Raw genomic sequence first — 25368 nt, forward strand, 5'->3', positions numbered from 1 at the left:
TAACGTTTCTTTAATAAGAAAATAAGTATATTTGTAATTATTTCTATTTTTTTGCTAATGAAAGCATTAGTTTATACCATTCTATTATTAGTTTCCAGTATTGTTTTGGGACAAAATAAATCATCTTCAATAGGTTTTATTGAAAATAAAGGACAAATTGTTGATCAGAAAGGAAAACCTAATCCGGCAGTAAAATATCTTTTGAATACAAACGGTTTGAATGTTCAATTGAGAGAAAATGGATTTTCGTATGATGTTTATGAGGTTGAAAAAGTTGCTTTAACGAAAAATGATAAAGCATTTTATTCATATAGCTTAAATAATGACAAAGGAACTAAATCTCTTGACTATTCAACAAAAAGAAATTTCCATAGAATTGACATTGATTTCTTAAACTCAAATAAAAATATAAAATTAACATCTGAACAGAAATCATTAGACTATGATAATTACTATAATTTAATTCATACAACAAGAGGTATAACAAATGTTTATAAATATCAGTCTGTTACTTACCATAATATTTATAATGAGATTGATATTGTTTTCTTAATACCAAATGATTCTACAAAGACAGTTGAATATAATTTCATAGTAAAACCAGGAGGAAAAATTTCTGACATCCAATTAAATATCAAAGGAGTAAAATCAGAGTTAATTGAAAACAAAATCAGAATGCAACTTCGTTTTGGTGAGATGGAAGAAATAATCCCTATGAGTTGGATTGAAAACAATAATGAAAAGAGTCTGATTAATATTAATTACAAAAAGATTAAAAAGAATGTTTATGGCTTTGAAAGTAAAACGAATATTAATTATGATAATACTATAATCATTGATCCAGTCCCTATTAGATTATGGGGGACATATTATGGTCATGCACCAAATGATGGTCAGTTAATAGGCTTATCTGTTGATAATAATAACAATTTATATTACTGTGGCGGCACAAAAAGTAGTAATAATATTGCTACTACAGGATCTCATCAAACAACTTTAAGCGGTTTGACAGACGGATTTATTGTTAAGTTTAATCCTGATGGAAATAGAATTTGGAGTACTTATTTCGGTGGTGAAGATAGGGACAATATTTATGCTTCAGATTTAAGAAATAATGAATTGGTTGTTACTGGTGTAACGTGGAGTCAATTTAATATTGCAACACCAAATACGCATAGTGTTACTTACAATCCAGGAAATGGTGATCCTTTTAGAAGAAACGATTGCTTTATAGCAAAATTTAATCTTGACGGAATAAGAATTTGGGGTACGTATTTAGGTGGAGAGGCTGATGACAATGCACTTGCTTTAAGTATAGATTTAAATAACAACATCATAATAGTTGGCAACACATACAGTGTGAATGGAATTTCAACGTCTGGAAGTTTTAAAGAAAATAGAACACAACCTGTTAACTACAACACTACTGGTGAAGGATTTATAGTAAAATTTGACAGCTTAGGAAATAGAATCTGGGGGTCTTATTTTGGACTTTGTGAAATTAGGGGTGTGGACACTGATAGTAATATGAACATTTTCTTTTCAGGGGATGTTTACTCATCAAATAATAATATTGCTACTCCACAAACTCATCAACCAATCTTTAGCTATAATACACAAACTGGAGTTCAATATTTAGATTCATTTATAAATAAATTCAGTCCTGATGGAGAAAGAATTTGGGGTACATATTATGGAGGCTATGAAGCCGAATACAACAACAAATTAATTGTCGATTTTGAAGACAATATTTACATTTCTGGACATACAAGAAGTAATGAATTTATTGCATCAACTGATGCTCATCAACAAATAAAAGGAGGTGTATTGACCGATGCTGATGCATATTTGGCTAAATTTAATCAATCTGGACTATTAGTTTGGGGAACGTATTATGGTGGGGAGGAATTAGAACATTGGGGTAGATACACTATCGATGTAAATTTGAATAACGATGTCTTCCTTGCAGGCAGTTCGTGGAGTCTTTCAAATATTTCTACTATTGACGCCTATTCAGAAAATTTGAATGGAGGCTATGATTCTTTTATAGCCAAATTTAATAAATTTGGAAATAGAATTTGGGGAACCTACTTTGGTGGTCAAAATGATGATTATAATACTAACATTAAATTAGATTATAACGGAGGTATTTTTATTAGAGGTTATAGTTACAGTTCAAGTGGAATTACTACCCCTAATTCGCATCAACAATTTACAAATTTTTACCCTAATTATTTTATTAATAAATTTAAAGATTGTCTTTCATCAACCAATGCAACCAGCAATACCCCAACTTGCATCGGTAGTAACCTTGAACTTAACGCAACAGGTGGTACTAATTACCTTTGGAATGGACCAAATGGCTTTACTTCTACTGAGCAAAATCCAATCATAACAAATGTAAATTCAAGTCATAGCGGACAGTACAGTTGTGAAATTACCGGTACTGGAGATTGTGATAATACAATAACCATTGATGTTATAGTTGGAGATACTCTAGCTCCAATACCCAATCTTTCTAATTTACCAGTCATAAACGGTGATTGCAATACCGTAATTACAAACATTCCTACAGCCAATGACAATTGCTCGGGAACTATTATCGCTACAACAACTTCTTCACTAGATTTTTCAAATCCAGGAAATTACAGTGTTATCTGGAACTATAATGACGGGAACGGAAATGTCAGTACTCAGACACAAAATATTGTTATAAATCAAGTATCTCTTCCAACCGGAACCTCACAACAAACCTTTTGCATCCAAGAAAATGCTACTTTAAATGACATTTTGATTAATGGTCAAAATATCACTTGGTATGACAGTCAATTAAATGGAAATATCTTAGCTAACAATACTCCTTTACAAAACGCAACCAACTATTATGCTTCTCAAACAATCAACGGATGTGAAAGTGATAGAATAGAAATAGCAGTCGTCATAAACAATACCGCACCAGTAACTGGCTCAACAAACCAAAATTTCTGCTCTACTGAAAACGCCACTTTACAATCAATAATTGTCAACGGCACAGACATTCTTTGGTATGGAAGCAATACAAGCACAACACCACTTCCTGATTTTACTTTGTTGATTGACAACACAACCTATTATGCTACGCAAACCCTAAACGGTTGTGAAAGTACAACTAGATTGGCTGTGACAATAAATTTAATCAACACTTTAAATGCCAATGATTATTCACAATCTATTTGTGATGATTTAAATGATGATGTTGAAATAATTGATTTAACAAGTTATAATTCTGAATTAATAGCTTCTAACGGAAATGTTTTTCAATATTATAATTCATTAAATGGTGCTGAAAATCAAATTAGTTCAGATGAAATTGCAAATACAACCAATTTTGAACTTGTAACCGGAAATAAAATTATCTATGTTCGGATTGATTCTCCAAACACTTGTTTTCAAATTGTAGAATTGGATTTGACACTTTATAGTAAACCCATAATCGAAATTAATGAAATTATGCCAATCTGTGACGGCGATGAAATAACAATCAATGCTGGAAATGGTTTTGACAGCTACACTTGGTCTTCGGGAGAAAATACATCTTCCATCATCGTTTCTCAACCTGGAAATTATCATGTCACTGTTACCGAAACGCATGGGACGTTGATTTGCTCTTCTACAAAAAACTTTACTGTAGTTTTATCAAATCCAGCCACAATTACAAATATTGAAACTAAAGATTGGACAATCAGTGAAAATATTATTCAAATTGCAACCACAGGATTAGGTGATTATGAATATTCGTTAGACAATGTAAACTTTCAAGATTCCAACATTTTCACCAATTTACCAAGTGGAGAATATATAGTTTATGTTCGTGACAAAAATGATTGTGGTACAGTTGATCAAGAAGTTTACTTGTTGATGTATCCTCTGTTTTTTACACCAAATGGAGATGGTTATAATGACAAATGGAAAATTAAATTTTCTGAAGTAGAACCCAATTTGAGTATTAAAATTTTTGATCGACATGGAAAATTTATCAAACAATTGAGTGCTAATTCTGAAGGTTGGGATGGAACATTTGTTGGAAGTCATCTTCCATCAAGCGATTATTGGTTTGTTGTTATACGTGAAAATGGAAAAGAATACCGTGGGCATTTTTCTTTGAAAAGGTAATTTATCATTTCCTAACCATTTGTTAAACCCCTTTTCACTACTTTTATTTTCGTTATTTTTACGAAAACTTTTTAACCTATGCCAACCGACTGTATCAGCTATCAAGAATCCGGGTATTTTTCTTCGTTAATCAACGATTATCTGAATGAAAAACCGGAGTTGAAAGCGTTGTATCATCGTTTTCCGAACTTGGAAAATTTTAAGTTACAGTTGGAAGAGAAAGGAAAAAATTTCAATGGCAATGACAATTTCAAGAGGGAAATCTTGGTTTCTGTTTTGGAAAAGCAATATGAGTCAATTCAGGCATCTGAAACGACTTTAAACAACATTCAACTTTTAAACCAATCCAACACTTTCACGATTACAACCGGACATCAGTTAAATTTGTTTACCGGTCCGTTGTATTTTTTGTACAAAATTCTTTCCACCATAAATTTGTGTAAAGAGTTAAAAAGTGAATTTCCAGAAAACAATTTTGTACCCATTTATTGGATGGCAACGGAAGATCACGATTTTGAAGAAATAAATTATTTCACTTTTAAACATAAAAAAATCAGTTGGAACCGGGAAAGTTTTGGACCGGTTGGACGATTATCAACCGAAGGTTTAAGTGATGTTTTGGCTGTATTTGAATCAGAAATTGGTTTAGGAAAAAATGCAGAGTATTTGAAGAATTTATTCAAAAAAGCGTATTTGGAACATACAAATTTAGCTGATGCTACTCGGTTTTTAGCGAACGAATTGTTTGCCAAAGAAGGCTTGGTGATTATTGATGGTGATGATGCTGATTTGAAAAAATTATTTATTCCGTATATTAAAAATGAATTGTTACATCAAACGGCTTTTGCTGAAGTAAATGAAACTACACCTTTGTTGGAATCGTATTCGGTGCAAGTGAATCCACGGGAAATTAATTTATTTTATATAGAAGATAATTTACGTGAGCGAATTGTTTTTGAAAACGGAAAATTTGCCATACTCAACACAAAACTGACCTTTTCGGAAGATGAAATAGTTAAAGAAGTAGAAAACCATCCGGAAAAATTTAGTCCAAACGTGTTGCTAAGACCGTTATATCAAGAAGTTATTTTGCCGAATTTATGCTACATTGGTGGTGGTGGAGAATTAGCGTATTGGCTGGAATTAAAATCGTTTTTTGAAAGTCAAAATGTAACTTTTCCGATATTATTACTGCGTAATTCGGTTTTGTTGGCTACTGAAAAACAATCCAAAAAAGCGGATAAATTGCAATTGACTTGGCGAGATTTGTTTTTAAATCAACAAGCATTATTTACTCAAAAAACGAAATTACTTTCTGAATTTACAATTGATTTTTTTGTCCAAAAAGAAGCTTTGAAAAAACAATTTGAAGACTTACACAAAATAGCAAAAGCCACAGACAAATCGTTTTTAGGAGCTGTAAAAGCTCAGGAAGCGAAGCAAATTAAAGGATTAGAAAATTTAGAAAAACGGTTGTTGAAAGCTGAAAAACGCGTCCACCAAGAACAATTAAACCGCACTATTGCATTGCAAAATGAATTGTTCCCAAACCAAAGTTTACAGGAACGAAAAGTAAATTTCTCTGAATTTTATGTTGAATTTGGTGAAGAGTTGATTGAAAAATTATTGACGGAATTGAAACCGTTGGAACAGGAATTTAAAGTGGTGGTTTTGTAGAAAAAAACTTGAAATCTGAAACTTGAAACTTCAAACTAAAATTGTACCTTTGCACCCGAATTAAAAAATATAAAAATGGCTACAAATAGAACATTTACCATGATTAAGCCTGATGCGGTTGAAAAAGGACACATCGGAGGAATTTTAAATATGATTACAGAAGGTGGTTTCAAAATTGTTTCTTTGAAATTGACTCAATTAACAGTTGCAGACGCTCAAGCATTCTATGCAGTTCACGCAGCAAGACCATTTTTTGGTGAATTAGTTGAGTTCATGACAAGAGGTCCAATTGTGGCAGCTATCTTAGAAAAAGATAATGCAGTAGAAGATTTCAGAAAATTAATCGGAGCTACTAATCCTGCGGAAGCAGCAGAGGGAACTATCCGTAAAAAATATGCCACTTCGATTGGTGAAAACGCTGTTCACGGTTCAGATTCTGATGAAAATGCAGCTATTGAAGGAGCTTTTCATTTTGCCGGAAGAGAGATGTTTTAGTCGGCAGTCGCAGTTTTCTGTCACAGTTGACAACATACAGAAAATCCCTTTTTTTAAGTAAAAAGGGATTTTTTATGTTTTAATTTATAGTATGAGCAATACTAAAACTGAAAACCGTGACTGCGACTGAAAACTCCAACTGAACACTATCTCAAAACCAACTCTTTTACTACATCTTTTCGTAATTCATCGTTGAGCATTTTGATGATTTTCTGTTTACCATGACTAAGTTCTTCTCGCAAAGTTGAAGAAGAGAGCGAAACATAAAGCGTCTCTTCTTTAAGAAAGACTTCTTTGGTATATGTATTTACACCCTTTCCCATAATTTCTTTCCAAGCCTTTTCAACATCAATTTTATCCATTCCGGATTGAAGGTTGTTATCCTTAATAAAAGCTTTGAGAACTTCTGAAATAGGGCTGTCGTTGTTTAATCGTTTAGCCATTTTTAATTAAATTTATTTCAGTATTATTGAATAAGAATAGGTTTAAATCGCTTGTAATGATATTCTAAATCTTGATCGTTTTTTAATACTAAAACACTGTCTTCTAAAACAATTATCTCTTCTTTCCACTTAGCATATTTAGTTTGGTAGTTAATATAAAAACGCCCCGAACTATCTAAAATTTTTATATGCTCAAATTCATCATTAATCAGAAATTTTCCGTCTAATTGAGGTAATACTTTCTTTCTTAAACCAACTTTGCCATTCCATTCTACATAATCAATCATTTCGTTTATCGTATATTCCTTTTGCTCACCGTTGGGTAATTGCACTTTTTGAATTTCCCAGTAACCATTTAATTTTGATAAAGAATCAGACGAAACTTCTTCACGGCAGGAAATCAAGGCAACGAAAAGCAAAAAGGTAGATTTAAAATGTTTCATACAATAAAAAAATAAAGTTTAAAATTACAATTATTTTGAAGGAATAAAAAGTAAATTTGATTAAACCTTTTTACACGCTGTATGTCTAATGGAAGATAATATTAAACTTATGAAAAAGCTATTTCCGATTATATTGTTACTTTTTCTTCTTCTGAATTGTTCATCAGACAATGATAGTAATGCACCAATAACTGATAATCTGTATTTTCCCCCAACATCAGGAGATATATGGGAAACAAAGCCAATGAATGAATTGGGTTGGAATGAAAATGAAGTTCAATCATTACTCACCTTTTTGGAAGAAAAGCACACCAAAGGATTCATAATTTTGGTTAACGGTAGGATTGTAATGGAAAATTATTTCAATGGTCACACAGCAAGTTCTCCTTGGTATTGGGCAAGTGCCGGAAAAACGTTAACTACTGCTACTATTGGCATCGCTCAAGAAGAGGGTTTGCTTGATATTGATGATAAAGTCTCCGATTATTTGGGGATAGGTTGGACATCTGCACCATTAGAAAAAGAAAATTTGATTACAAATAAACATTTATTATCTATGACTTCGGGTTTAGATGACAGTATGGGAAATGGAAATAATCCAGTGGAATTGCAATATTTAGCCGATGCCGGTACACGTTGGGCTTATCACAACGTTTTTGAAAAATTGCAAGATGTGATTGCTGAAGCTACTAATCAAACTTTTGATACGTATTTTTCCACTACACTAAAAAATAAAATTGGTATGACAGGCACATGGATAGATGTTGATGAATTCAATGTCTATTGGAGTACAACAAGAAGTATGGCCCGTTTTGGTCTTTTATGTTTAAACAAAGGAAAATGGGAAAACGAACTTGTTATTCCTGAAGCCTTTATGATTGAATCAATTTCTCCTTCTCAAAACATAAATAATGCCTATGGTTATTTGTGGTGGTTAAACGGAAAAGCCAATTACCGTTTACCGCAAACACAGTTACAGTTTCCCGGAAGTTTAATCCCCAATGCACCGAGCGATATGGTCTGTGGTTTGGGTAAAAACGATCAAAAATTATATGTTATTCCAAGTAAAAAGATGGTCGTTATTCGCTTAGGAGAAGTAGCTGACGGCGAAAATTTTGCATTGTCAGATTTTGACAATCAACTTTGGGAGAAGATTAATGCGGTTGTAGAATAATTATTTAAAAAATGAATCTACAAATTCATATTTATTAAAAACTTGTAAATCTTCAATTCCCTCTCCTACTCCAATATATTTAACAGGAATTTGAAATTGGTCTGATATTCCAATAACCACACCACCTTTTGCGGTACCGTCTAATTTTGTAACTGCTAAGCAAGAGACTTCTGTGGCTGCTGTAAACTCTTTGGCTTGTTCAAATGCATTCTGTCCGGTTGAACCGTCTAAAACCAACAATACATCATGGGGTGCATCATCAACCACTTTTTGCATAACACGTTTTACTTTGGTTAACTCATTCATTAAATTCACTTTGTTGTGAAGGCGACCTGCTGTATCAATAATAACCACATCTGCACCTTGTGTTACAGCACTTTGTAATGTATCAAATGCCACAGAAGCAGGATCGCTTCCCATTTGTTGTTTAACAATTGGCACACCAACCCTGTCAGCCCAAATTTGTAATTGGTCAATAGCGGCAGCTCTAAACGTATCAGCAGCACCTAAAACAACTTTGTGTCCGGCCTTTTTAAATTGATAAGCTAATTTACCAATAGTTGTTGTTTTCCCTACTCCGTTTACGCCAACAACCATGATAACATACGGTTTTTTATTAAGCGGGATTTCAAATTCAGTTGCTTCTCCTGAATTCGTTTCCGATAAAAGACCGGCAATTTCTTCGCGAAGAATTTTATTGAGTTCTTCCGTCCCTAAATACTTATCACGAGCTACACGATCTTCAATTCGATCGATTATTTTGAGTGTCGTTTTTACACCAACATCTGATGTGACTAAAACTTCCTCCAAATTATCCAAAACATCTTCATCAACCGAAGATTTTCCGGCCACAGCTTTAGTTAATTTTGCAAAAAAAGAGGTTTTTGTTTGTTCTAATCCTTTGTCTAGCGACTCCTTTTTTTCAGTGGAAAATATTCGTTTGAAAAAACTCATATTTATTTATTTATAAAATTTATTGAAAAGGCAAATATAAAAATAAAAAGCTACTTTCAGGAAAAGTAGCTTTAGTATATTGTAGAAGAAGTTTGAATTATTTCTGTTTCAAGAAATTATCAACCATCTCAGGTGCCATTACTGATTCAACAAATGTATAAGCTCCTGTTTTGGGAGATTTTACCATTTTAATGGCTTTCGTTAATCTTTTTGACGCTGTTTGTAACGTTGCTACTGTTTTCTTTGCCATTGCTTATATTATTTAATTTCTTTGTGAACAGTTACTCTCTTTAAAATTGGATTAAACTTTTTAATCTCTAATCTATCCGGAGTATTTTTCTTATTTTTAGTAGTGATATAACGAGAAGTTCCTGGAACACCGGAAGTCTTGTGCTCTGTACACTCTAAAATTACTTGGATTCTATTGCCTTTCTTTGCCATTTCTCTGTATGTTTATGAAGGTTGAAATTTATGAAATAAATCCTTTAGCTTTCGCATCTTTTAATACGGCAGCCAACCCTTTTTTGTTTATTGTTTTAATCGTAGACGCTGCTACTCTAAGCGAAATCCATCTGTCTTCTTCAGCAAGATAGAAACGTTTTTTAACTAAGTTTACAGAAAACTTTCTCTTGGTTTTGTTCATTGCGTGAGAAACATTGTTTCCTACCATCGCTCTTTTACCAGTAAGGTCACAAACTCTTGACATTATGCTTATCTTTTATCGTTATTCAAAATCAGGGTGCAAAGAAACAAAAAACTAATGTATTACACAAACAAAATTTAGTAGTTTTTTAAAATTTCTTTTAAAAGTAGTTCAAGTCCTTTGTTTGCAGCTCTGTCTATCACTTTTTGGCGAGGTTGACCAAAATTATATTCTTCCGAAAAAACACCTTTAGGTGTAGCAATTGCTAAACATACCGTACCAACAGCAGCATCGGCATCACCTTGAGTTGGACCGGCATTTCCTGTGGTTGCAATAGCGAAATCTGTTTGTAGTAATTGCTGCACACCTACTGCCATTTCTTCTGCAACTTTCTTACTCACTACCGAAAATGACTCAATAGAGCCTTGACTTACGTTTAGTAGAGCAACTTTTACATCGGTTGCATAGGAAACAATACTTCCTCTAAAATAGGATGAAGAACCGGCAACTGACGTAATTAGCTCGGAGATTTTCCCACCAGTACAACTTTCTGCCGTAGAAAGGGTGAGACTTTTTTCTGTAAGAAGCCTTCCAAGTACAACTTCAATTTGTTCTTCCTCTTCAAAACCAACAATAATGTCTCCAATTATTTCTGAAAGCTGTTGAACTAAATTATGAATTGTATTTTGTAAAACAGTTGCCTCATTACCTTTAGCCGTTAATCGTAAACGGACTCGACCGGGACTTGGTAAATAAGCTAATTTCACGAACGACGGCAAACTATTTTCCCATTCTTCAATGCGTTCCGCTACAATACTTTCACCTTGCCCATAGGTTAATACGGTTTTGTGTAGTATATAAGGACGTTTGTATTCATTTGCTATTTTAGGAATTAGTTGATTCGTTACAATAGCTTTCATCTCATAGGGTACACCGGGCAATGAAACAAAAACAGTTTTTTCTTTTTGCATCCACATTCCGGGAGCTGTTCCAAATTGATTTGGCAACACAATACATTTCGAAGGAACCAATGCTTGGTCGCGATTGACTTGCGAAATGGCATAATTCATTTTTGCAAAAAGTTCAATAATATGATCTTCAACGACTGTATTTCGTTGCAAACTATCCTCAAAATACTCGCAAAAAGTAATTTTGGTAATATCATCTTTGGTTGGACCTAAACCACCCGTAATAATGACAAAATCTACTTGGTTTTGTACTTTAGCAAACGTTTCCAAAATATGTTTCTTATCATCACTAATGGAAATCATTTCGTATACATCAACACCAATTTTGTTCAGTGCATTGGCAATAAAACCTGAATTGGTATCCGTAATTTGACCGATGAGAATTTCATCGCCAATGGTGATGATGGTTGCTTTCATTCTTTTGAGGTGCTGAGTGACTAAGTCACTAAGGCTCTAAGTTTTTGGATGGTGTAAAATGGTTCATTTGAAGAAGAATTTCAAAGCCCTGATAGAAGCAAAAAGCCCGGAAAGAAAAAAACTAATTTTTATTAGCCAAAAAAAGCGACCATCGGAAGCTCTTTTTTGGGTTTAGATAAATAGTTTTTTTGTGAGGACTTGTAGCGGATAGCGGGAACAGCTTCTTATAACTCGAAATCTTTATTAATTTCTTTAACGGCCTTTTCTACTTGGTCTTCAATGCTTTTAAAAATCTCTTTGATTTCTTTACGCTTCCCTTCGCGTTTGGTCCAAGCTTCTACTTGAAGGATTTCTTCGTAAGCCACATTCATTCCCAATAAATCAAGCGTAGGCTTAATTTTGTGAGCATAACTGTAGGCTAATTTATGGTTTTTTTCTTCAATGCCTTGTTTAACAAACTTTAAATCTTCAGGGATTTCACTCACAAACAATGTTATAATCTGTAAAACGAACTCAGGGTCGTTATCAGAGAGTGCGTAAACTTTGGCTAAGTTATAATTTAATGCCATTTTATTTAACTTGAATTCGGAATAATTTTTTGTTTTCAACGAAACCTTCGAGTACATCATTTGGGTTTACTTTTGCTACACCCTCCGGTGTTCCTGTAAAAATAATGTCTCCGATTTTAAGTGTAAAAAATTGAGAAACATATGATATTAATTCATCAATTTTCCACAACATATGGCTCGTATTGCCTTTTTGAACCGAAACTCCATTCGATTTCAATTCAAAATTAATATTTTCTGTGGAACTGAAATCTTTTTTCGATAAAAAGCTACCAATAACCGCTGAACCGTCAAAAGCCTTTGCTTTTTCCCATGGCAAACCTTTAGCTTTTAGTTTGGCTTGCAAATCACGAGCAGTAAAGTCTATTCCTAGTCCAATTTCATCATAGTAATTAGAGGCAAATTTTACATCGATGTATTTACCTACTTTATTAATTCGGACTAAAATTTCTACTTCGTGGTGAATATCATCACTAAACTCTGGGATAACAAATGGATGTTGCTTGAGTAGAACTGCACTGTCAGGTTTCAAAAAAACGACAGGTTCATCAGGTCGTTCGTTTTGAAGCTCTTCAATATGTTTGGCATAATTACGTCCGATGCAGATGATTTTCATTTTTTGAGTTGCTGAGGTTCTGAGGAACTTAGGTTTATTAGGTTAATTTATTGTTTAATTTCCTGAGTTTGATAGCGGTTAATACTTTTTTAGTGTAAAGAGGAAAATCTGCGTTTTGAATCCATCCGAAATAACCTGGTTCTTCTTCGAGTACTTTTTCAACTAACGCTCCTTTGTGTTTTCCGAAAGTAAAAATTTCTTGTCCTTTATCATTTAAAGCAATAAAACCAGCAAAATCAACTGCTTTTTTACGAGTGGTAAATTCAGAAAGCGATTTCATATCGTTTTCCAACTCTGGATAATGTTCTAATTGAGCCTTCAAAATTTCATACGTTGCCATTGTATCGGCTTCTGCCGAATGAGCATTTTCTAGAGTTTTACCGCAATAAAACTTATAAGCCGCACTCAAGGTACGTTCCTCCATTTTATGAAAAATGGTTTGAACATCAACAGAAACGCGGTTTTTCATGTCAAAATCGACTCCGGCACGCAATAATTCTTCAGCTAATAATGGAATATCGAAACGATCTGAATTAAATCCGGCTAAATCGGCATCTTTAATCATAGTGTAAATCTGACCGGAAAGTTCTTTGAATGTGGGTTCATTGGCTACTTTTTCATCGGTAATGCCGTGTATTTGAGAAACTTGAAACGGAATTTTCATTTCCGGATTAACCAACCATGTTTTACTTTCTTTATTTCCGTTAGGAAAAACTTTAAAGATTGAGATTTCTACAATTCGGTCTTTTGCAACGTCTACTCCGGTAGTTTCGAGGTCAAAAAAACAGATGGGTCGATTTAATTTGAGTTCCATTTAGAAAATTTAGAAGGCAAATATAGGGCATTAAAAAAACCTTTAAACGATTAGTTAACTTTTTTTAGAAGTTTTTTAAGTTTTATATAAAAAAATCCTTTCAGATTTTAACACCTGAAAGGATTGGTAAATGTGTATCATTTTTCGATTTAGAATTCTCTATTCTCGCTAAATCCTTCTAAATAATCGGCTACTCGTTTTACAAATTGTCCTCCCAACGAACCATCTACCACTCGGTGATCATAACTGTGCGACAAGAACATTTTGTGGCGAATTCCGATATAATCTCCAGTTGGAGCTTCGATAACAGCTGGCACTTTGCGGATGGCTCCTAAAGCTAAAATGGCTACTTGCGGCTGGTTGATAATCGGCGTTCCGAAAACACTTCCAAAAGTCCCTACATTGGTGACTGTGTACGTTCCACCTTGAATTTCGTCCGGTTTCAATTGATTGTTACGAGCACGATTGGCTAAATCGTTAACGATTTTGGTTAATCCGACCAAATTCAACATATCGGCATTTTTGATAACCGGAACAATTAAATTTCCGTTCGGTAACGCAGCGGCCATTCCTAAATTGATGTTTTTCTTTTTGATGATGTAATCGCCTTCAACAGAAATGTTAATCATCGGGAAATCTTTGATGGCTTTTGCCACAGCTTCCATGAATATTGGTGTGAACGTTAATTTCTCGCCTTCTCTCTTTTCAAAAGCGTCTTTTACTTTGTTTCTCCAGTTTACGATGTTGGTTACATCCACTTCAATAAACGACTGCACGTGTGCAGAAGTTTGTTTAGATGCCACCATATAACCCGAAATCAGTTTTCGCATGCGATCCATTTCAATGATTTCGTCTTGACCATTTACGGAAACGGGGATTTTTTTCTCCGAAGTTGGTTCAGCTTTTGAGGCATCTGCTTTTGGAGTTTCAACTTTTACTTGCTCTTTTTGAGCTTCAACCGTAACAGTTTCTGCTTTTGGAGCTGGAGCAATAGCCGGTTTGTTGGCACGGTCTTTTACATAAGTAATGATATCGTCTTTGGTAACTCGACCTTCTTTACCGGTACCTTTTATACTTTCTAATTCAGCAATGGAAATGCCTTCTTCTTTGGCAATATTTTTTACTAAAGGAGAAAAGAATTTTTCGGATGCAGAGAAATCTACTTCTACCGAAGGTGCTGCTTGAACCGTTTCTTTAACCACTTCAATGGCTTTCTCAATTTGAGCTACTGCCTCAACTACTTCTTCTTTTGGAGATTCTATAGGAGCACTTCCGCCTTCGGTGTCGATAATGGCAATGGTTTGACCCACTTTAACCACATCATCTACATTGAAAAGAATTTCGGTTAGTGTTCCTGCAACTTCTGATGGAACTTCGCTATCCACTTTATCAGTAGCAATTTCTAATACTGCTTCATCGGCTTCAATTTTATCACCAACTTTTTTAAGCCAGTTGGTTACAGTTGCCTCAGCAACACTTTCTCCCATTTTGGGTAATTTCAACTCAAATTTTGCCATATCGTTAACCTAAAGGTTTATTTTTTATTTTAGTTTGCGAATTTACTAAAAAAAAGAATGGTTTTAGTAATTATCAACAAAACTTCAATGTCAATTTCAAAAATCAATATCAATTTCAATATCAACGTTAAAAATCAACATTCAAAATTCTTCAATCGTTAATCAAAATCACTTCACCTCTATCGTTACTACTGTTACTTCCAATCATAAAATTGCAGTGATTGGGAATGATTTTGAATGTTACTTTTTCACATTTATACTTTTCAAATGCTGAAATGATGGTTAAAAAAGATAATTCATTCTGATCAAAAATGATTTCAACATTAGAATTTATTCCTTTTAAAAGCGAAGGTAATTCATTTTTAAAATTAGTGGAAAGCTGTTTCACATTTTTTCCTAACAATTTTTCGAGTTTTTCTTTTAATAACTCGTTAGAAGAAATCAAAATGTAAGATTCAATTTTTCGCTTGGAAGTAGTCTTTTTATTTTTTTTGAGCTTAGTAAAAAGGAAACTTCCCAACTTCATAAACAAACTAAAAAAAGTTGATTTTTTAAAATGTTTAGTATAAAAATAGTTCATCGCCTCCTGAAAACGGCTCATGTATGTTTCATCTTTTACAGTACTTTCACCTTTGTAATGAACAACAGTAGTTTCGGAAAAATAATAATTGACTTTTCCTTTTTTCAAAACCATATAACTCAAGTCTATATCGTCAGAATACATGAAACAATTCTCATCGAATCCACCTACTTCATTGTATAATTCACGTTTCACTAGCATAAACGCTCCTACTAAAATCTCGACTTTTCCGGAATGATTTTCGTTTAATTGCTGAGCATAATATTGATTGAATAATTGAACTTTTGGAAAAATTTTATACAACCCGAATATTTTTGTAAACGCCACCCACGGAGTTGGAATGCCACGTTTGCTTTCGGGGAGGAAATTTCCAGTGCCATCAACTAACTTACATCCGATTATTCCGAATTGGGAGTTGGGAGTTAGGAGTTGGGAGTTCAGTATTTTTACGAAAGTATCTTCTGCGACAACCGTATCGGGATTGAGAATGCATATATATTCGCCTCTTGCTTGAGCAACTCCAATGTTATTTCCTTTTGGGAAACCGGTATTTTCTTTGTTTTCAATGAGTTTGATGTGCGGAAAACGGGTTTTCATCATCTGACAACTATCGTCGGAGGAGTTGTTGTCGATCACAATTATTTCGCCATCAATGTCTTGCAATGAGGCTTGCACACTAAGCACACATTGTTCGAGGAAATAACGAACGTTGTAATTAAGAATGATGACGGATAGTTGCATAGGGCAAATATAATGTGAAAATCTGTCAGTTTAAAAATATGATAATTTGAAAAACTTTACATTTTTTAAAATAGTACTTTTGCAAAAAATACACTTGTGAATTACTTATCAGTAGAAAACATTTCTAAATCCTTTGGCGAACGTGTTTTGTTTGACAACATTTCGTTTGGCATTAACAAAGACCAAAAAATTGCTTTTATCGCCAAAAATGGGTCGGGAAAAACGACTATTATGAACATCATTAATGGTTTTGATGAACCGGATACGGGTCAAGTTGTCGTTCGAAAAAATATCCGAATGGCTTTTTTATCGCAAAAACCGAATTTGCAAGATGAATTGACTATTGAGGAGAGCATTTTTGCCAGTGATAATGAAACATTAAAAATCATTGAACAATATGAAAAAGCGTTGTTGAATCCGGAAGATGAAGAAGCGTATCAAAAAGCATTTGATTTGATGGACCAACACAATGCGTGGGATTTTGAAACGCAATTCAAACAAATCTTATTCAAATTGAAGTTGGAAGATTTTAAATTGAAAGTCAAAAGTCTTTCAGGTGGGCAGAAAAAGCGACTTTCATTAGCCATCATTTTGATTAACCGTCCGGATTTGTTGATTTTGGATGAGCCAACCAACCACTTGGATTTGGAGATGATTGAATGGTTGGAAAGTTACTTTGCCAAAGAAAACATCACGTTGTTTATGGTAACGCACGATCGTTTCTTTTTGGAACGCGTTTGTAATGAAATCATCGAATTAGACAACGGAAAATTATACCAATACAAGGGAAATTACTCCTATTATTTACAAAAAAAAGAAGAACGAATTGCTTCTGAAAATGCTAGTATCGACAAAGCTCAGAATCTTTTTGTGAAAGAATTGGCTTGGATGCGTCGCCAACCGAAGGCTAGAACTACCAAATCTAAATCGCGTCAAGATGATTTTTATAAAATTAAAGCCGTTGCCGAAAGTCGCCGAAAAGAAAATGTGGTGGAATTGGAAATCAACATGGAACGCATGGGAAGCAAAATTATTGAGCTTCACAAGTTGTATAAAAAGTTTAAAGACCGAGTGATTTTGGATAATTTCTCTTATGACTTTCAACGTGGCGAACGCATAGGAATTATCGGAAAAAACGGAACCGGGAAATCAACTTTTTTAAATATTTTGACCAAAACAATGTTGCCTGATGCCGGAAAAGTGGTGATTGGAGATACGATTAAGGTCGGTTATTATACACAAAGCGGTATCAACCCAAAAACGGGTCAGAAAGTAATTGATATCATTAAAGAGTACGGCGAATATATTCCGCTCACGAAAGGAAAAATTATTTCTGCTTCGCAATTATTGGAACGTTTTCTATTTGATGCAAAAAAGCAATACGATTTTGTTGAAAAATTGAGCGGTGGTGAATTGAAACGCTTGTATTTATGTACGGTTTTGATTCAGAATCCGAATTTTTTGATTCTAGATGAACCAACCAATGATTTGGATATTGTAACCTTGAATGTTTTAGAAAGTTTTTTATTGGATTTTCCCGGATGTTTGTTAGTGGTTTCGCACGATCGTTATTTTATGGATAAAATCGTCGATCACTTGTTCGTATTTAGAGGCGAAGGAGTCATAGAAGATTTTCCCGGTAATTATTCCGATTTTAGAGCGTATGAAGATAGTGCTGAACCAAAAAATCTATCGAATGTTAGCACCGAAAAAACAAACTGGAAAGAAAAGCAAGTTAAAGAAGGCCTAACATTTAACGAACAAAAAGAATTTCAAAAAATTGAACGCGAAATCAAAGACTTAGAATTCGAGAAAAAGCAAATTGAGCAATTATTTGCAGATGGAAAAGTAGTGGATGCAGAGATTGAGAAAAAAGCGAATGAATTGCAGATAATTATTAAAAAGTTAGAAGAAAAAGAAGAGCGTTGGTTTGAATTGAGTTCTAAAATGGAATAATTACTTAGTGACTTAGAAAAAAAAAAATGTTCCATATCATAAAATCATATCTAAAATTCCTTTTCCGCTCCAAGAACGAACACGGAGTGCATTCGCCGTTTGTGTTTGATTTGGTGACAAAATGTTTTTATGATGAAATGAACTATCCCAAATATTCCATTTTAAAAGATTACCGAAAATCACTTTTAGAAAATCAAAATACCATTGAAGTAACCGATTTTGGTGCCGGTTCACGTGTTTTTAAAAACAATCAAAGAAAAATATCCGCTATTGCAAAAAATGCCGGAATTTCTTCTAAAAATGCAGAATTATTGTTTCGAATTGTTCGTTATTTTCAACCTGAAAGTATTCTGGAAATTGGTACATCTTTAGGATTAGCAACATCTGCCTTGTCGTTAGGAAATAAGAATGCTAAAATTACTTCGTTGGAAGGTTGCCCTCAAACAATTTCAATAGCAAAAAATCAATGTCAATTACAAAATCTTAATAACATTGAATTTGTAAACACAAAATTTGAAGATTTTTTGACAACTGACAACCGACAACCGACAACTTACAACTTTATTTTCTTTGACGGAAATCATTCTAAAAATGCAACATTAGACTACTTTAAACTTTTATTACCAACTATTATAAATGATTCAGTTTGGATTTTTGATGATATTCATTGGTCAAAAGATATGGAAGAAGCTTGGGAAGTAATTAAAAATAATCCTAAAGTGACCGTTACAATTGATACGTTTCAATGGGGAATCGTATTTTTCAGAAAAGAACAAACCAAGGAACATTTCATTATTAATCCAAACAAAACCATTAGTTCTCATCTTTTTGAACGAATTCGAATTTGATTTGTAACAAAGTCCGCTTTTTTTCTACTCATAAGAAAATTACAACATCCTATTTTATGAATTCAAATTTCTAAATTCACAATTAACTATGGCAAATCCATTAATCAAAATCTCCGCTTTAAAAAGAAACTTTGTATTGGGAAGTGAAACGATTTATGTTTTAAAAGGAATTGATTTGGAAATCAACAAAGGTGAATATGTAGCTCTAATGGGTCCATCGGGTTCAGGAAAATCAACTTTAATGAATCTATTGGGCTGTTTGGATACACCTACATCGGGAACCTATATTTTGAATGGTAAAGATGTGAGCAAAATGCATGATGATGAATTGGCCGAAATCCGTAATAAAGAAATCGGATTTGTATTTCAGACCTTCAACTTAATGCCAAGAACAACTGCTTTGGATAATGTGGCTCTGCCAATGGTTTATGCTGGACACTCCAAATCAGAACGACACGAACGAGCATCTGAAGTACTTACACAAGTGGGATTAGCCGATAGAATGGACCATAAACCCAACGAACTTTCGGGTGGTCAACGACAACGTGTGGCTGTAGCTAGAGCCTTGGTAAACAAACCCTCAATCATTTTGGCCGATGAGCCCACAGGAAATTTAGACTCCAAAACTTCTGAAGAAATTATGGGCCTTTTTAATGACATTCATAAAAATGGAAACACCGTAATTTTAGTAACTCACGAAGAAGATATTGCTGCCTATGCACATCGCATTATTCGATTACGAGATGGAATTGTAGAAAAAGATGAGCGGGTAAAATAAACAATTTGTAACTTTGTTACATAAAGTTTAGCTCTTATGAAAACCCTAATCATAGTCATGGTCATTCTTTTTGTAGCGGTTATCATTGTCACTCGAATGGCCAACAAACAAAGAGGAAATCGTCGTAATCGTAGCTTCAAAACCAATTATTACTCCAAAAAGGGAAAAGACTCAAAATGAAAATTGGCATTTTAACATGTGCTCGATTACCTGAACTTTTGGAGTCTGATAAAAAATTAATTCCGCTTTTTGCAAATGAAAAAATTGATGCAAAAGCTGTAGTTTGGGATGATGAATCAATTGACTGGACTCAATTTGAATACCTCATTTTTAGAAATACATGGGATTATTATCAAAAAGAAACTGCGTTTAATTTGTGGTTGAATAAAATTGAATCGTTAGGAATTAAAACATTAAATCCGATTTCGGTTATCCAAAAAAACAAACATAAATTTTATTTAAAAGAATTGGAAAAAGAAGGAATTTCAATACTTCCGACGATTTTTTTAGAAAAAAATTCAACTTCAGATTTACAAACTTTAATCCCTAATAGTTGGGAAAAAATTGTTATTAAACCTGCTTTTTCAGCCGGAAGTTATTTGACTAAATTAATTGACCGAACTGAAATTGAATCCATCCAAAATGAATTCAAAGAACATTTTGCAACCAAAGATTTTCTTCTACAAGAATTTCGTCCGGAAATAAAAGAATTGGGTGAGACATCTTTCATCTTTTTCAATAGTAAATTTTCACATGCAGTGAATAAAAAACCGGTAGAAAATGATTTCAGAGTTCAAATTCAATACGGTGGAAAATATACATTAATACAACCCAACGAAGATTTACTGCTTCAAGCAGAACTCGTTTTATCAAAAATTCTTGAAAAATTACTTTATGCTCGTGTCGATGGAATCGTGATTGAAAATAAACTTCACTTAATGGAAATCGAACTCATAGAACCCGATTTGTATTTTGATTTAGCTGCAGGAGCAAGAGAACGATTTGTGGAAGCTTTTTTAAAAGTTATTGGTAGCTGAGATACTGAGTGGCTGAGAAAAAAAAAAACTTCGTAAATTAGCCAAATAAAAACTCAGCAACTTAGCTACTCAGAACCTCAGCAACTATCTTATGAAAATCTACACCAAAACCGGCGATAAAGGAACTACCGCACTTTTTGGAGGAACTCGAGTTCCTAAACACCATATTCGCATTGAAAGTTACGGAACGGTGGACGAATTGAATTCTCACATTGGGTTAATTCGCGACCAAGATATTAATCAACTTTATAAAAACGTACTTATTGATGTGCAAGACCGCCTTTTTATAGTTGGGGCTATTTTGGCCACACCACCGGAAAAAGAAGTTTTAAAAAACGGTCAACCGCGTTTAAATATTAATCGAATTTCGGAAGCTGATATTCAATTGTTAGAAAACGAAATCGATACCATGAATGATAGTTTACCTCCCATGACGCATTTTGTGCTTCCGGGCGGACATCCAACTGTGTCATATTGTCATATTGCCCGTTGTGTATGTCGCAGAGCCGAACGCCTATCGGTACACCTTCACGAACTGGAACCGACAGATGAGCAGGTCTTAAAATACCTAAACCGACTTTCTGACTATCTTTTTGTCTTGGCACGAAAGTTGTCTTCTGATTTAAAAGCGGAGGAAGTTAAATGGATTCCGAGGAAGGAGTAAGCGTTTGGCAGTTTTCAGTAATCAGTAAAATCTGAAAACTATCTCTAAACTTCGGGACTGAACACTGAACACTTTCCAAAACACGTTCTTACCTTTTAAAAAGTATGAAAAATTACTTTTTGGTAAAATAAATTACTTTTTACTTGACTATTTCAGTAGAAAATTTATTTTTGCAAAAAATTAAATCGATAGAAGATGTATTGGACATTAGAATTAGCATCCTATTTAAGTGATGCACCGTGGCCAGCCACCAAAGACGAGCTTATTGATTATGCCATTAGAACGGGAGCTCCTCTCGAAGTAGTGGAAAACCTTCAATCAATAGAAGACGAAGGCGAAATTTATGAATCGATGGAAGAAATTTGGCCTGACTATCCTACTGACGAAGATTATCTTTGGAACGAGGATGAATATTAAACAAAAATAAAATCACACGAAAAAGTCTCATTTGAGGCTTTTTTTTTGCATAAATTTACCGCCCGGAGCGTCGGGATTTTATAAATAAATAAACCAACATAAAATGAGTTTCATCAATAGCATTCTCAAAGCACTAGTAGGAGATAAATCGGAAAAAGATGTGAAAGCGATTCAACCGCTTATTGCCAAAGTAAAATCGTTTGAAAACAGTCTTTCATCTCTTTCACATGACGAATTGAGAGCCAAAACCACTTCTTTCAAAGAAAAGATTAAACAAGCTCGTGCAGATAAAGACGCCAAAATTGCAACCTTAATGGCTGAAGTTGAAAAAACTGTAGACATTGATAAAAGAGAAGAAATTTACACTTCTATCGATAGCTTGGAAAAAGAAGCCTATGAAATTTCAGAAAAAGTTTTAAACGAAATTTTGCCCGAGGCCTTTGCTGTTGTCAAAGAAACAGCCAAGCGTTTTAAAGACAATAGTAGTATTACGGTAAAAGCTACGCCTAAAGATATTGAACTTTCAGCTTTAAAATCATACATCACCATTGAAGGGGACAATGCCATATGGGCTAATTCATGGAATGCTGCCGGAAAAGAAATCACATGGGATATGATTCACTACGATGTTCAGTTGATAGGTGGTGTTGTATTGCATCAAGGTAAGATTGCTGAGATGCAAACCGGAGAAGGAAAAACGTTGGTGGCTACTCTTCCACTCTATTTAAATGCCTTAACCGGAAACGGTGTACATCTAGTTACCGTGAATGATTATTTGGCCAAACGTGATAGCACATGGAAAGCCCCCTTATTTGAATTCCATGGGTTAAGCGTTGATTGTATTGACAATCATCAACCCAATACCGATGCCCGAAGAAAGGCATACGAAGCAGATATTACATATGGAACCAACAATGAGTTTGGTTTTGACTATTTGAGAGACAACATGGCTCATTCTCCGTCAGATTTGGTGCAACGCAAACACAATTATGCAATAGTAGATGAGGTGGATTCGGTTTTAATTGATGATGCCAGAACACCGTTGATTATTTCCGGGCCGGTACCACAAGGAGATCGTCATGAGTTTAATGAATTGAAACCAAAAGTTGATCATCTCGTTAATTTACAACGTAATTTAGCTACTCAATTTTTAACCGAGGCTAAACGACTAATCAAAGAAGGCAATACGAAAGATGGCGGTTTTAGTCTGTTAAGAGCCTACAGAGCCATGCCTAAAAGTAAGCCTTTGATTAAATTTTTGAGTGAAGAAGGTATCAAACAATTACTTCAAAAAACAGAAAATTTTTATATGCAAGATAACAATCGTGAAATGCCAAAGGTTGATGAAGCCTTGTATTTTGTGATTGAAGAAAAGAATAATCAAGTTGAATTAACTGATAACGGGATTAAATTTTTATCAACGGATACAGATGAAAACTTCTTCGTTTTACCGGATATTGGAACCGAAATTGCTCGAATTGAAAAACAAAATTTAAGCAAAGATGAAGAAGCCGAAGAAAAAGAAAAACTATTTCAAGATTTCTCCATTAAATCGGAGCGTATCCATACCTTGACACAACTTTTGAAAGCCTATACGCTTTTTGAAAAAGATGTGGAATACGTCATCATGGAAGATAAAGTCATGATTGTTGACGAGCAAACCGGTCGTATTATGGATGGCCGTCGCTATTCTGACGGGTTACACCAAGCCATTGAAGCCAAAGAAAACGTAAAAATTGAAGCGGCTACGCAAACTTTTGCAACCATTACCTTGCAAAATTATTTCCGTATGTACAGCAAGTTAGCGGGTATGACAGGAACAGCAGTAACAGAAGAAGGTGAGCTATGGGAAATTTACAAATTAGATGTAGTGGAAATTCCTACCAACCGTCCGATTGCCAGAAAAGACCAAGAAGACTTAATTTATAAAACCACACGTGAGAAATTTAATGCGGTTATTGAAGATGTGACCAAACTTTCTCAGGCCGGCAGACCGGTATTGATTGGTACTACTTCGGTAGAAATTTCAGAGTTATTGAGCAGAATGTTAAAAATGAGAAACGTTCCGCACAACGTTTTGAATGCGAAAATGCATAAAAAAGAAGCTGAAATTGTAGCGGAAGCCGGAAAACCGGGAGTGGTCACCATTGCTACCAACATGGCAGGTCGTGGTACAGATATTAAATTGACTCCGGAAGTAAAAGCAGCCGGTGGTTTAGCCATTGTTGGTACAGAACGTCACGATTCGCGTCGTGTAGACAGACAGTTACGCGGTCGTGCAGGTCGTCAAGGAGATCCGGGAAGTTCGCAGTTTTATGTATCGTTAGAAGATAATTTAATGCGTTTGTTTGGTTCTGAACGTGTAGCCAAAGTAATGGACAGAATGGGCTTGAAAGAAGGCGAAGTGATTCAACATTCGATGATGACCAAGTCGATTGAAAGAGCACAGAAAAAAGTAGAAGAAAACAACTTTGGTGTGCGTAAACGTTTGTTGGAATACGATGATGTAATGAATTCGCAACGGGAAGTAATTTACAAACGTAGAAGACATGCTCTACACGGTGAACGTTTGAAAGTGGATATCGCCAACATGATGTATGATACGTGTGAAAACATTACAAATGAAAACAAGGCGAGTTCTAATTTTAAGAATTTTGAATTTGAATTGATTCGTTATTTTTCCATCACTTCTCCAATTACAGAAAGTGAATTCAACAAGTTGAATGAAATGGAAATCACCGGTAAAGTATATAAAGCTGTTTTGGCTCATTATGAAGAAAAAAATGCACGCGATGCCCGAGAAGCTTTCCCTATCATTAAAAACGTTTATGAAAATCCTACCAATCATTATGAACGAATTGTTGTTCCGTTTAGTGACGGACAAAAAACGTTGAACGTAGTGACCGATTTGAAAAAAGCGTATGAAAGTGAAGGAAAACAATTGGTTGCCGATTTTGAGAAAAATATCACCTTAGCCATTGTGGACGAAGCTTGGAAGAAACACTTACGTAAAATGGATGAATTAAAACAGTCAGTTCAATTGGCGGTTCACGAACAGAAAGACCCGTTATTGATTTATAAGTTTGAAGCGTTTAATCTGTTCAGAAATATGCTGGATAAAGTAAATAAAGAAGTGATTTCTTTCTTGTTCAAAGGAGATTTACCGAATCGCAACGAAGCAAACATCCAAGAAGCAAGAGAAGTACGTAAAAAAGAAAATTATACAGAATCTAAAGCATCTACTGAAATAAACGATGGAGCTCAAGCCAACAGACAAGCCGGAGAAATGGCCAGTCAGCGACCAGCAGTAACCGAAACAATTATTCGCGAAATGCCAAAAATCAACCGAAATGATTCGGTTACGATTAAACACGTCATGAGCGGCAAAACAGAATCTATGAAATACAAAAAAGCAGAAAGTTTGATTGCAAGTGGTGAATGGGTTTTGGTTTAAACTTAAAATACAAT

At 34.3% G+C, this 25368-nt stretch carries 24 protein-coding genes; 12 read left to right on the plus strand and 12 right to left on the minus strand.

Going from position 1 to position 25368, the window contains the following annotated elements; all coding sequences use genetic code 11:
* The first annotated feature begins 57 nt into the window (after positions 1 to 57).
* The 3 genes from R2782_RS02855 (at position 58) to R2782_RS02865 (ending at position 6324) form a co-directional block, all read left to right on the plus strand.
* Positions 58 to 4152 (plus strand): T9SS type B sorting domain-containing protein, encoded by a 4095-nt coding sequence (locus R2782_RS02855; protein WP_371266553.1) that lies wholly within the window; start codon positions 58 to 60, stop codon positions 4150 to 4152.
* 78 nt (positions 4153 to 4230) lie between these two features.
* On the plus strand, positions 4231 to 5829 hold the full coding sequence (gene bshC, locus R2782_RS02860) for a bacillithiol biosynthesis cysteine-adding enzyme BshC (protein ID WP_371266554.1): 1599 nt from the start codon (positions 4231 to 4233) through the stop codon (positions 5827 to 5829).
* A gap of 75 nt (positions 5830 to 5904) precedes the next feature.
* On the plus strand, positions 5905 to 6324 hold the full coding sequence (locus R2782_RS02865; protein WP_371266555.1) for a nucleoside-diphosphate kinase: 420 nt from the start codon (positions 5905 to 5907) through the stop codon (positions 6322 to 6324).
* A 146-nt stretch (positions 6325 to 6470) separates the two neighbouring features.
* Here the strand turns inward: R2782_RS02865 and R2782_RS02870 are convergent, their stop codons facing one another.
* Together R2782_RS02870 and R2782_RS02875 are read right to left on the minus strand one after the other, a co-directional pair.
* Entirely contained in the window at positions 6471 to 6767 is a 297-nt protein-coding gene (locus R2782_RS02870) for a DUF721 domain-containing protein (protein WP_371266556.1), read from the minus strand.
* Between the two features lie 23 nt (positions 6768 to 6790).
* The gene (locus R2782_RS02875) at positions 6791 to 7210 is read right to left on the minus strand and encodes a hypothetical protein (protein ID WP_371266557.1); all 420 of its coding nucleotides are present in this window, start codon (positions 7208 to 7210) and stop codon (positions 6791 to 6793) included.
* A gap of 109 nt (positions 7211 to 7319) precedes the next feature.
* Between R2782_RS02875 and R2782_RS02880 the strand changes: the two genes are divergently transcribed.
* Positions 7320 to 8384, plus strand: a complete 1065-nt coding sequence (locus R2782_RS02880) for a serine hydrolase domain-containing protein (RefSeq protein WP_371266558.1) — start codon at positions 7320 to 7322, stop codon at positions 8382 to 8384.
* Here the strand turns inward: R2782_RS02880 and ftsY are convergent, their stop codons facing one another.
* The 10 genes from ftsY to R2782_RS02930 all read right to left on the minus strand — a co-directional run bounded on the left by ftsY (position 8385) and on the right by R2782_RS02930 (position 16200).
* Positions 8385 to 9338, minus strand: a complete 954-nt coding sequence (gene ftsY / locus R2782_RS02885) for a signal recognition particle-docking protein FtsY (protein ID WP_371266559.1) — start codon at positions 9336 to 9338, stop codon at positions 8385 to 8387.
* Positions 9339 to 9435: 97 nt separating this feature from the next.
* Positions 9436 to 9588, minus strand: a complete 153-nt coding sequence (locus R2782_RS02890; protein ID WP_371266560.1) for a DUF4295 domain-containing protein — start codon at positions 9586 to 9588, stop codon at positions 9436 to 9438.
* A gap of 8 nt (positions 9589 to 9596) precedes the next feature.
* Positions 9597 to 9779, minus strand: coding sequence for a 50S ribosomal protein L33 (gene rpmG, locus R2782_RS02895; RefSeq protein WP_008253902.1), 183 nt, complete (start codon positions 9777 to 9779; stop codon positions 9597 to 9599).
* A 28-nt stretch (positions 9780 to 9807) separates the two neighbouring features.
* The gene (rpmB, locus tag R2782_RS02900) at positions 9808 to 10044 is read right to left on the minus strand and encodes a 50S ribosomal protein L28 (protein ID WP_112087259.1); all 237 of its coding nucleotides are present in this window, start codon (positions 10042 to 10044) and stop codon (positions 9808 to 9810) included.
* A 74-nt stretch (positions 10045 to 10118) separates the two neighbouring features.
* A complete protein-coding gene (locus R2782_RS02905; protein ID WP_371266561.1) occupies positions 10119 to 11366 on the minus strand; it encodes a CinA family nicotinamide mononucleotide deamidase-related protein in 1248 nt (415 codons plus the stop codon).
* Positions 11367 to 11590: 224 nt separating this feature from the next.
* Complete coding sequence (locus tag R2782_RS02910; protein ID WP_248434786.1) at positions 11591 to 11935, minus strand: Hpt domain-containing protein; 345 nt, start codon at positions 11933 to 11935, stop codon at positions 11591 to 11593.
* 1 nt (position 11936) lies between these two features.
* Positions 11937 to 12548, minus strand: coding sequence for a fumarylacetoacetate hydrolase family protein (locus R2782_RS02915; RefSeq protein WP_371266562.1), 612 nt, complete (start codon positions 12546 to 12548; stop codon positions 11937 to 11939).
* 37 nt (positions 12549 to 12585) lie between these two features.
* On the minus strand, positions 12586 to 13362 hold the full coding sequence (locus R2782_RS02920; RefSeq protein ID WP_371266563.1) for an exonuclease domain-containing protein: 777 nt from the start codon (positions 13360 to 13362) through the stop codon (positions 12586 to 12588).
* 149 nt (positions 13363 to 13511) lie between these two features.
* The gene (locus tag R2782_RS02925; RefSeq protein ID WP_371266564.1) at positions 13512 to 14879 is read right to left on the minus strand and encodes a dihydrolipoamide acetyltransferase family protein; all 1368 of its coding nucleotides are present in this window, start codon (positions 14877 to 14879) and stop codon (positions 13512 to 13514) included.
* A 151-nt stretch (positions 14880 to 15030) separates the two neighbouring features.
* Positions 15031 to 16200 (minus strand): glycosyltransferase family 2 protein, encoded by a 1170-nt coding sequence (locus R2782_RS02930; protein ID WP_371266565.1) that lies wholly within the window; start codon positions 16198 to 16200, stop codon positions 15031 to 15033.
* Positions 16201 to 16296: 96 nt separating this feature from the next.
* On the opposite strand from R2782_RS02930, the gene R2782_RS02935 reads away from it, so the two are divergent.
* The 8 genes from R2782_RS02935 (at position 16297) to secA (ending at position 25354) form a co-directional block, all read left to right on the plus strand.
* The gene (locus R2782_RS02935; RefSeq protein ID WP_371266566.1) at positions 16297 to 18156 is read left to right on the plus strand and encodes an ABC-F family ATP-binding cassette domain-containing protein; all 1860 of its coding nucleotides are present in this window, start codon (positions 16297 to 16299) and stop codon (positions 18154 to 18156) included.
* 26 nt (positions 18157 to 18182) lie between these two features.
* Positions 18183 to 19004 carry an O-methyltransferase gene (locus tag R2782_RS02940; protein ID WP_371266567.1) on the plus strand — a complete coding sequence of 274 codons (822 nt, stop codon included), beginning with the start codon at positions 18183 to 18185 and terminating at the stop codon, positions 19002 to 19004.
* An 88-nt stretch (positions 19005 to 19092) separates the two neighbouring features.
* A complete protein-coding gene (locus R2782_RS02945) occupies positions 19093 to 19782 on the plus strand; it encodes an ABC transporter ATP-binding protein (RefSeq protein WP_371266568.1) in 690 nt (229 codons plus the stop codon).
* A gap of 36 nt (positions 19783 to 19818) precedes the next feature.
* Positions 19819 to 19962 carry a hypothetical protein gene (locus tag R2782_RS02950; RefSeq protein WP_371266569.1) on the plus strand — a complete coding sequence of 48 codons (144 nt, stop codon included), beginning with the start codon at positions 19819 to 19821 and terminating at the stop codon, positions 19960 to 19962.
* Positions 19959 to 20819 (plus strand): RimK family alpha-L-glutamate ligase, encoded by an 861-nt coding sequence (locus tag R2782_RS02955; protein WP_371266570.1) that lies wholly within the window; start codon positions 19959 to 19961, stop codon positions 20817 to 20819. The genes R2782_RS02950 and R2782_RS02955 overlap by 4 nt, the downstream gene beginning before the upstream one ends.
* A gap of 91 nt (positions 20820 to 20910) precedes the next feature.
* A complete protein-coding gene (locus tag R2782_RS02960) occupies positions 20911 to 21483 on the plus strand; it encodes a cob(I)yrinic acid a,c-diamide adenosyltransferase (RefSeq protein ID WP_371266571.1) in 573 nt (190 codons plus the stop codon).
* Positions 21484 to 21678: 195 nt separating this feature from the next.
* Positions 21679 to 21900, plus strand: coding sequence for a DUF2795 domain-containing protein (locus tag R2782_RS02965; protein WP_002986941.1), 222 nt, complete (start codon positions 21679 to 21681; stop codon positions 21898 to 21900).
* Positions 21901 to 22003: 103 nt separating this feature from the next.
* Entirely contained in the window at positions 22004 to 25354 is a 3351-nt protein-coding gene (gene secA / locus R2782_RS02970) for a preprotein translocase subunit SecA (protein WP_371266572.1), read from the plus strand.
* Positions 25355 to 25368: the final 14 nt, after the last annotated feature.

This window comes from Flavobacterium sp., from assembly GCF_041392085.1.
GTDB lineage: Bacteria > Bacteroidota > Bacteroidia > Flavobacteriales > Flavobacteriaceae > Flavobacterium.

Excerpts from the sequence above, each read along its gene's own strand:
- R2782_RS02855 (WP_371266553.1), top strand. The coding sequence starts at position 58 with ATGAAAGCATTAGTTTATACCATTCTATTATTAGTTTCCAGTATTGTT.
- bshC (WP_371266554.1), top strand. The coding sequence starts at position 4,231 with ATGCCAACCGACTGTATCAGCTATCAAGAATCCGGGTATTTTTCTTCG.
- R2782_RS02865 (WP_371266555.1), top strand. The coding sequence starts at position 5,905 with ATGGCTACAAATAGAACATTTACCATGATTAAGCCTGATGCGGTTGAA.
- R2782_RS02870 (WP_371266556.1), bottom strand. The coding sequence starts at position 6,767 with ATGGCTAAACGATTAAACAACGACAGCCCTATTTCAGAAGTTCTCAAA.
- R2782_RS02875 (WP_371266557.1), bottom strand. The coding sequence starts at position 7,210 with ATGAAACATTTTAAATCTACCTTTTTGCTTTTCGTTGCCTTGATTTCC.
- R2782_RS02880 (WP_371266558.1), top strand. The coding sequence starts at position 7,320 with ATGAAAAAGCTATTTCCGATTATATTGTTACTTTTTCTTCTTCTGAAT.
- ftsY (WP_371266559.1), bottom strand. The coding sequence starts at position 9,338 with ATGAGTTTTTTCAAACGAATATTTTCCACTGAAAAAAAGGAGTCGCTA.
- R2782_RS02890 (WP_371266560.1), bottom strand. The coding sequence starts at position 9,588 with ATGGCAAAGAAAACAGTAGCAACGTTACAAACAGCGTCAAAAAGATTA.
- rpmG (WP_008253902.1), bottom strand. The coding sequence starts at position 9,779 with ATGGCAAAGAAAGGCAATAGAATCCAAGTAATTTTAGAGTGTACAGAG.
- rpmB (WP_112087259.1), bottom strand. The coding sequence starts at position 10,044 with ATGTCAAGAGTTTGTGACCTTACTGGTAAAAGAGCGATGGTAGGAAAC.
- R2782_RS02905 (WP_371266561.1), bottom strand. The coding sequence starts at position 11,366 with ATGAAAGCAACCATCATCACCATTGGCGATGAAATTCTCATCGGTCAA.
- R2782_RS02910 (WP_248434786.1), bottom strand. The coding sequence starts at position 11,935 with ATGGCATTAAATTATAACTTAGCCAAAGTTTACGCACTCTCTGATAAC.
- R2782_RS02915 (WP_371266562.1), bottom strand. The coding sequence starts at position 12,548 with ATGAAAATCATCTGCATCGGACGTAATTATGCCAAACATATTGAAGAG.
- R2782_RS02920 (WP_371266563.1), bottom strand. The coding sequence starts at position 13,362 with ATGGAACTCAAATTAAATCGACCCATCTGTTTTTTTGACCTCGAAACT.
- R2782_RS02925 (WP_371266564.1), bottom strand. The coding sequence starts at position 14,879 with ATGGCAAAATTTGAGTTGAAATTACCCAAAATGGGAGAAAGTGTTGCT.
- R2782_RS02930 (WP_371266565.1), bottom strand. The coding sequence starts at position 16,200 with ATGCAACTATCCGTCATCATTCTTAATTACAACGTTCGTTATTTCCTC.
- R2782_RS02940 (WP_371266567.1), top strand. The coding sequence starts at position 18,183 with ATGTTCCATATCATAAAATCATATCTAAAATTCCTTTTCCGCTCCAAG.
- R2782_RS02945 (WP_371266568.1), top strand. The coding sequence starts at position 19,093 with ATGGCAAATCCATTAATCAAAATCTCCGCTTTAAAAAGAAACTTTGTA.
- R2782_RS02950 (WP_371266569.1), top strand. The coding sequence starts at position 19,819 with ATGAAAACCCTAATCATAGTCATGGTCATTCTTTTTGTAGCGGTTATC.
- R2782_RS02955 (WP_371266570.1), top strand. The coding sequence starts at position 19,959 with ATGAAAATTGGCATTTTAACATGTGCTCGATTACCTGAACTTTTGGAG.
- R2782_RS02960 (WP_371266571.1), top strand. The coding sequence starts at position 20,911 with ATGAAAATCTACACCAAAACCGGCGATAAAGGAACTACCGCACTTTTT.
- R2782_RS02965 (WP_002986941.1), top strand. The coding sequence starts at position 21,679 with ATGTATTGGACATTAGAATTAGCATCCTATTTAAGTGATGCACCGTGG.
- secA (WP_371266572.1), top strand. The coding sequence starts at position 22,004 with ATGAGTTTCATCAATAGCATTCTCAAAGCACTAGTAGGAGATAAATCG.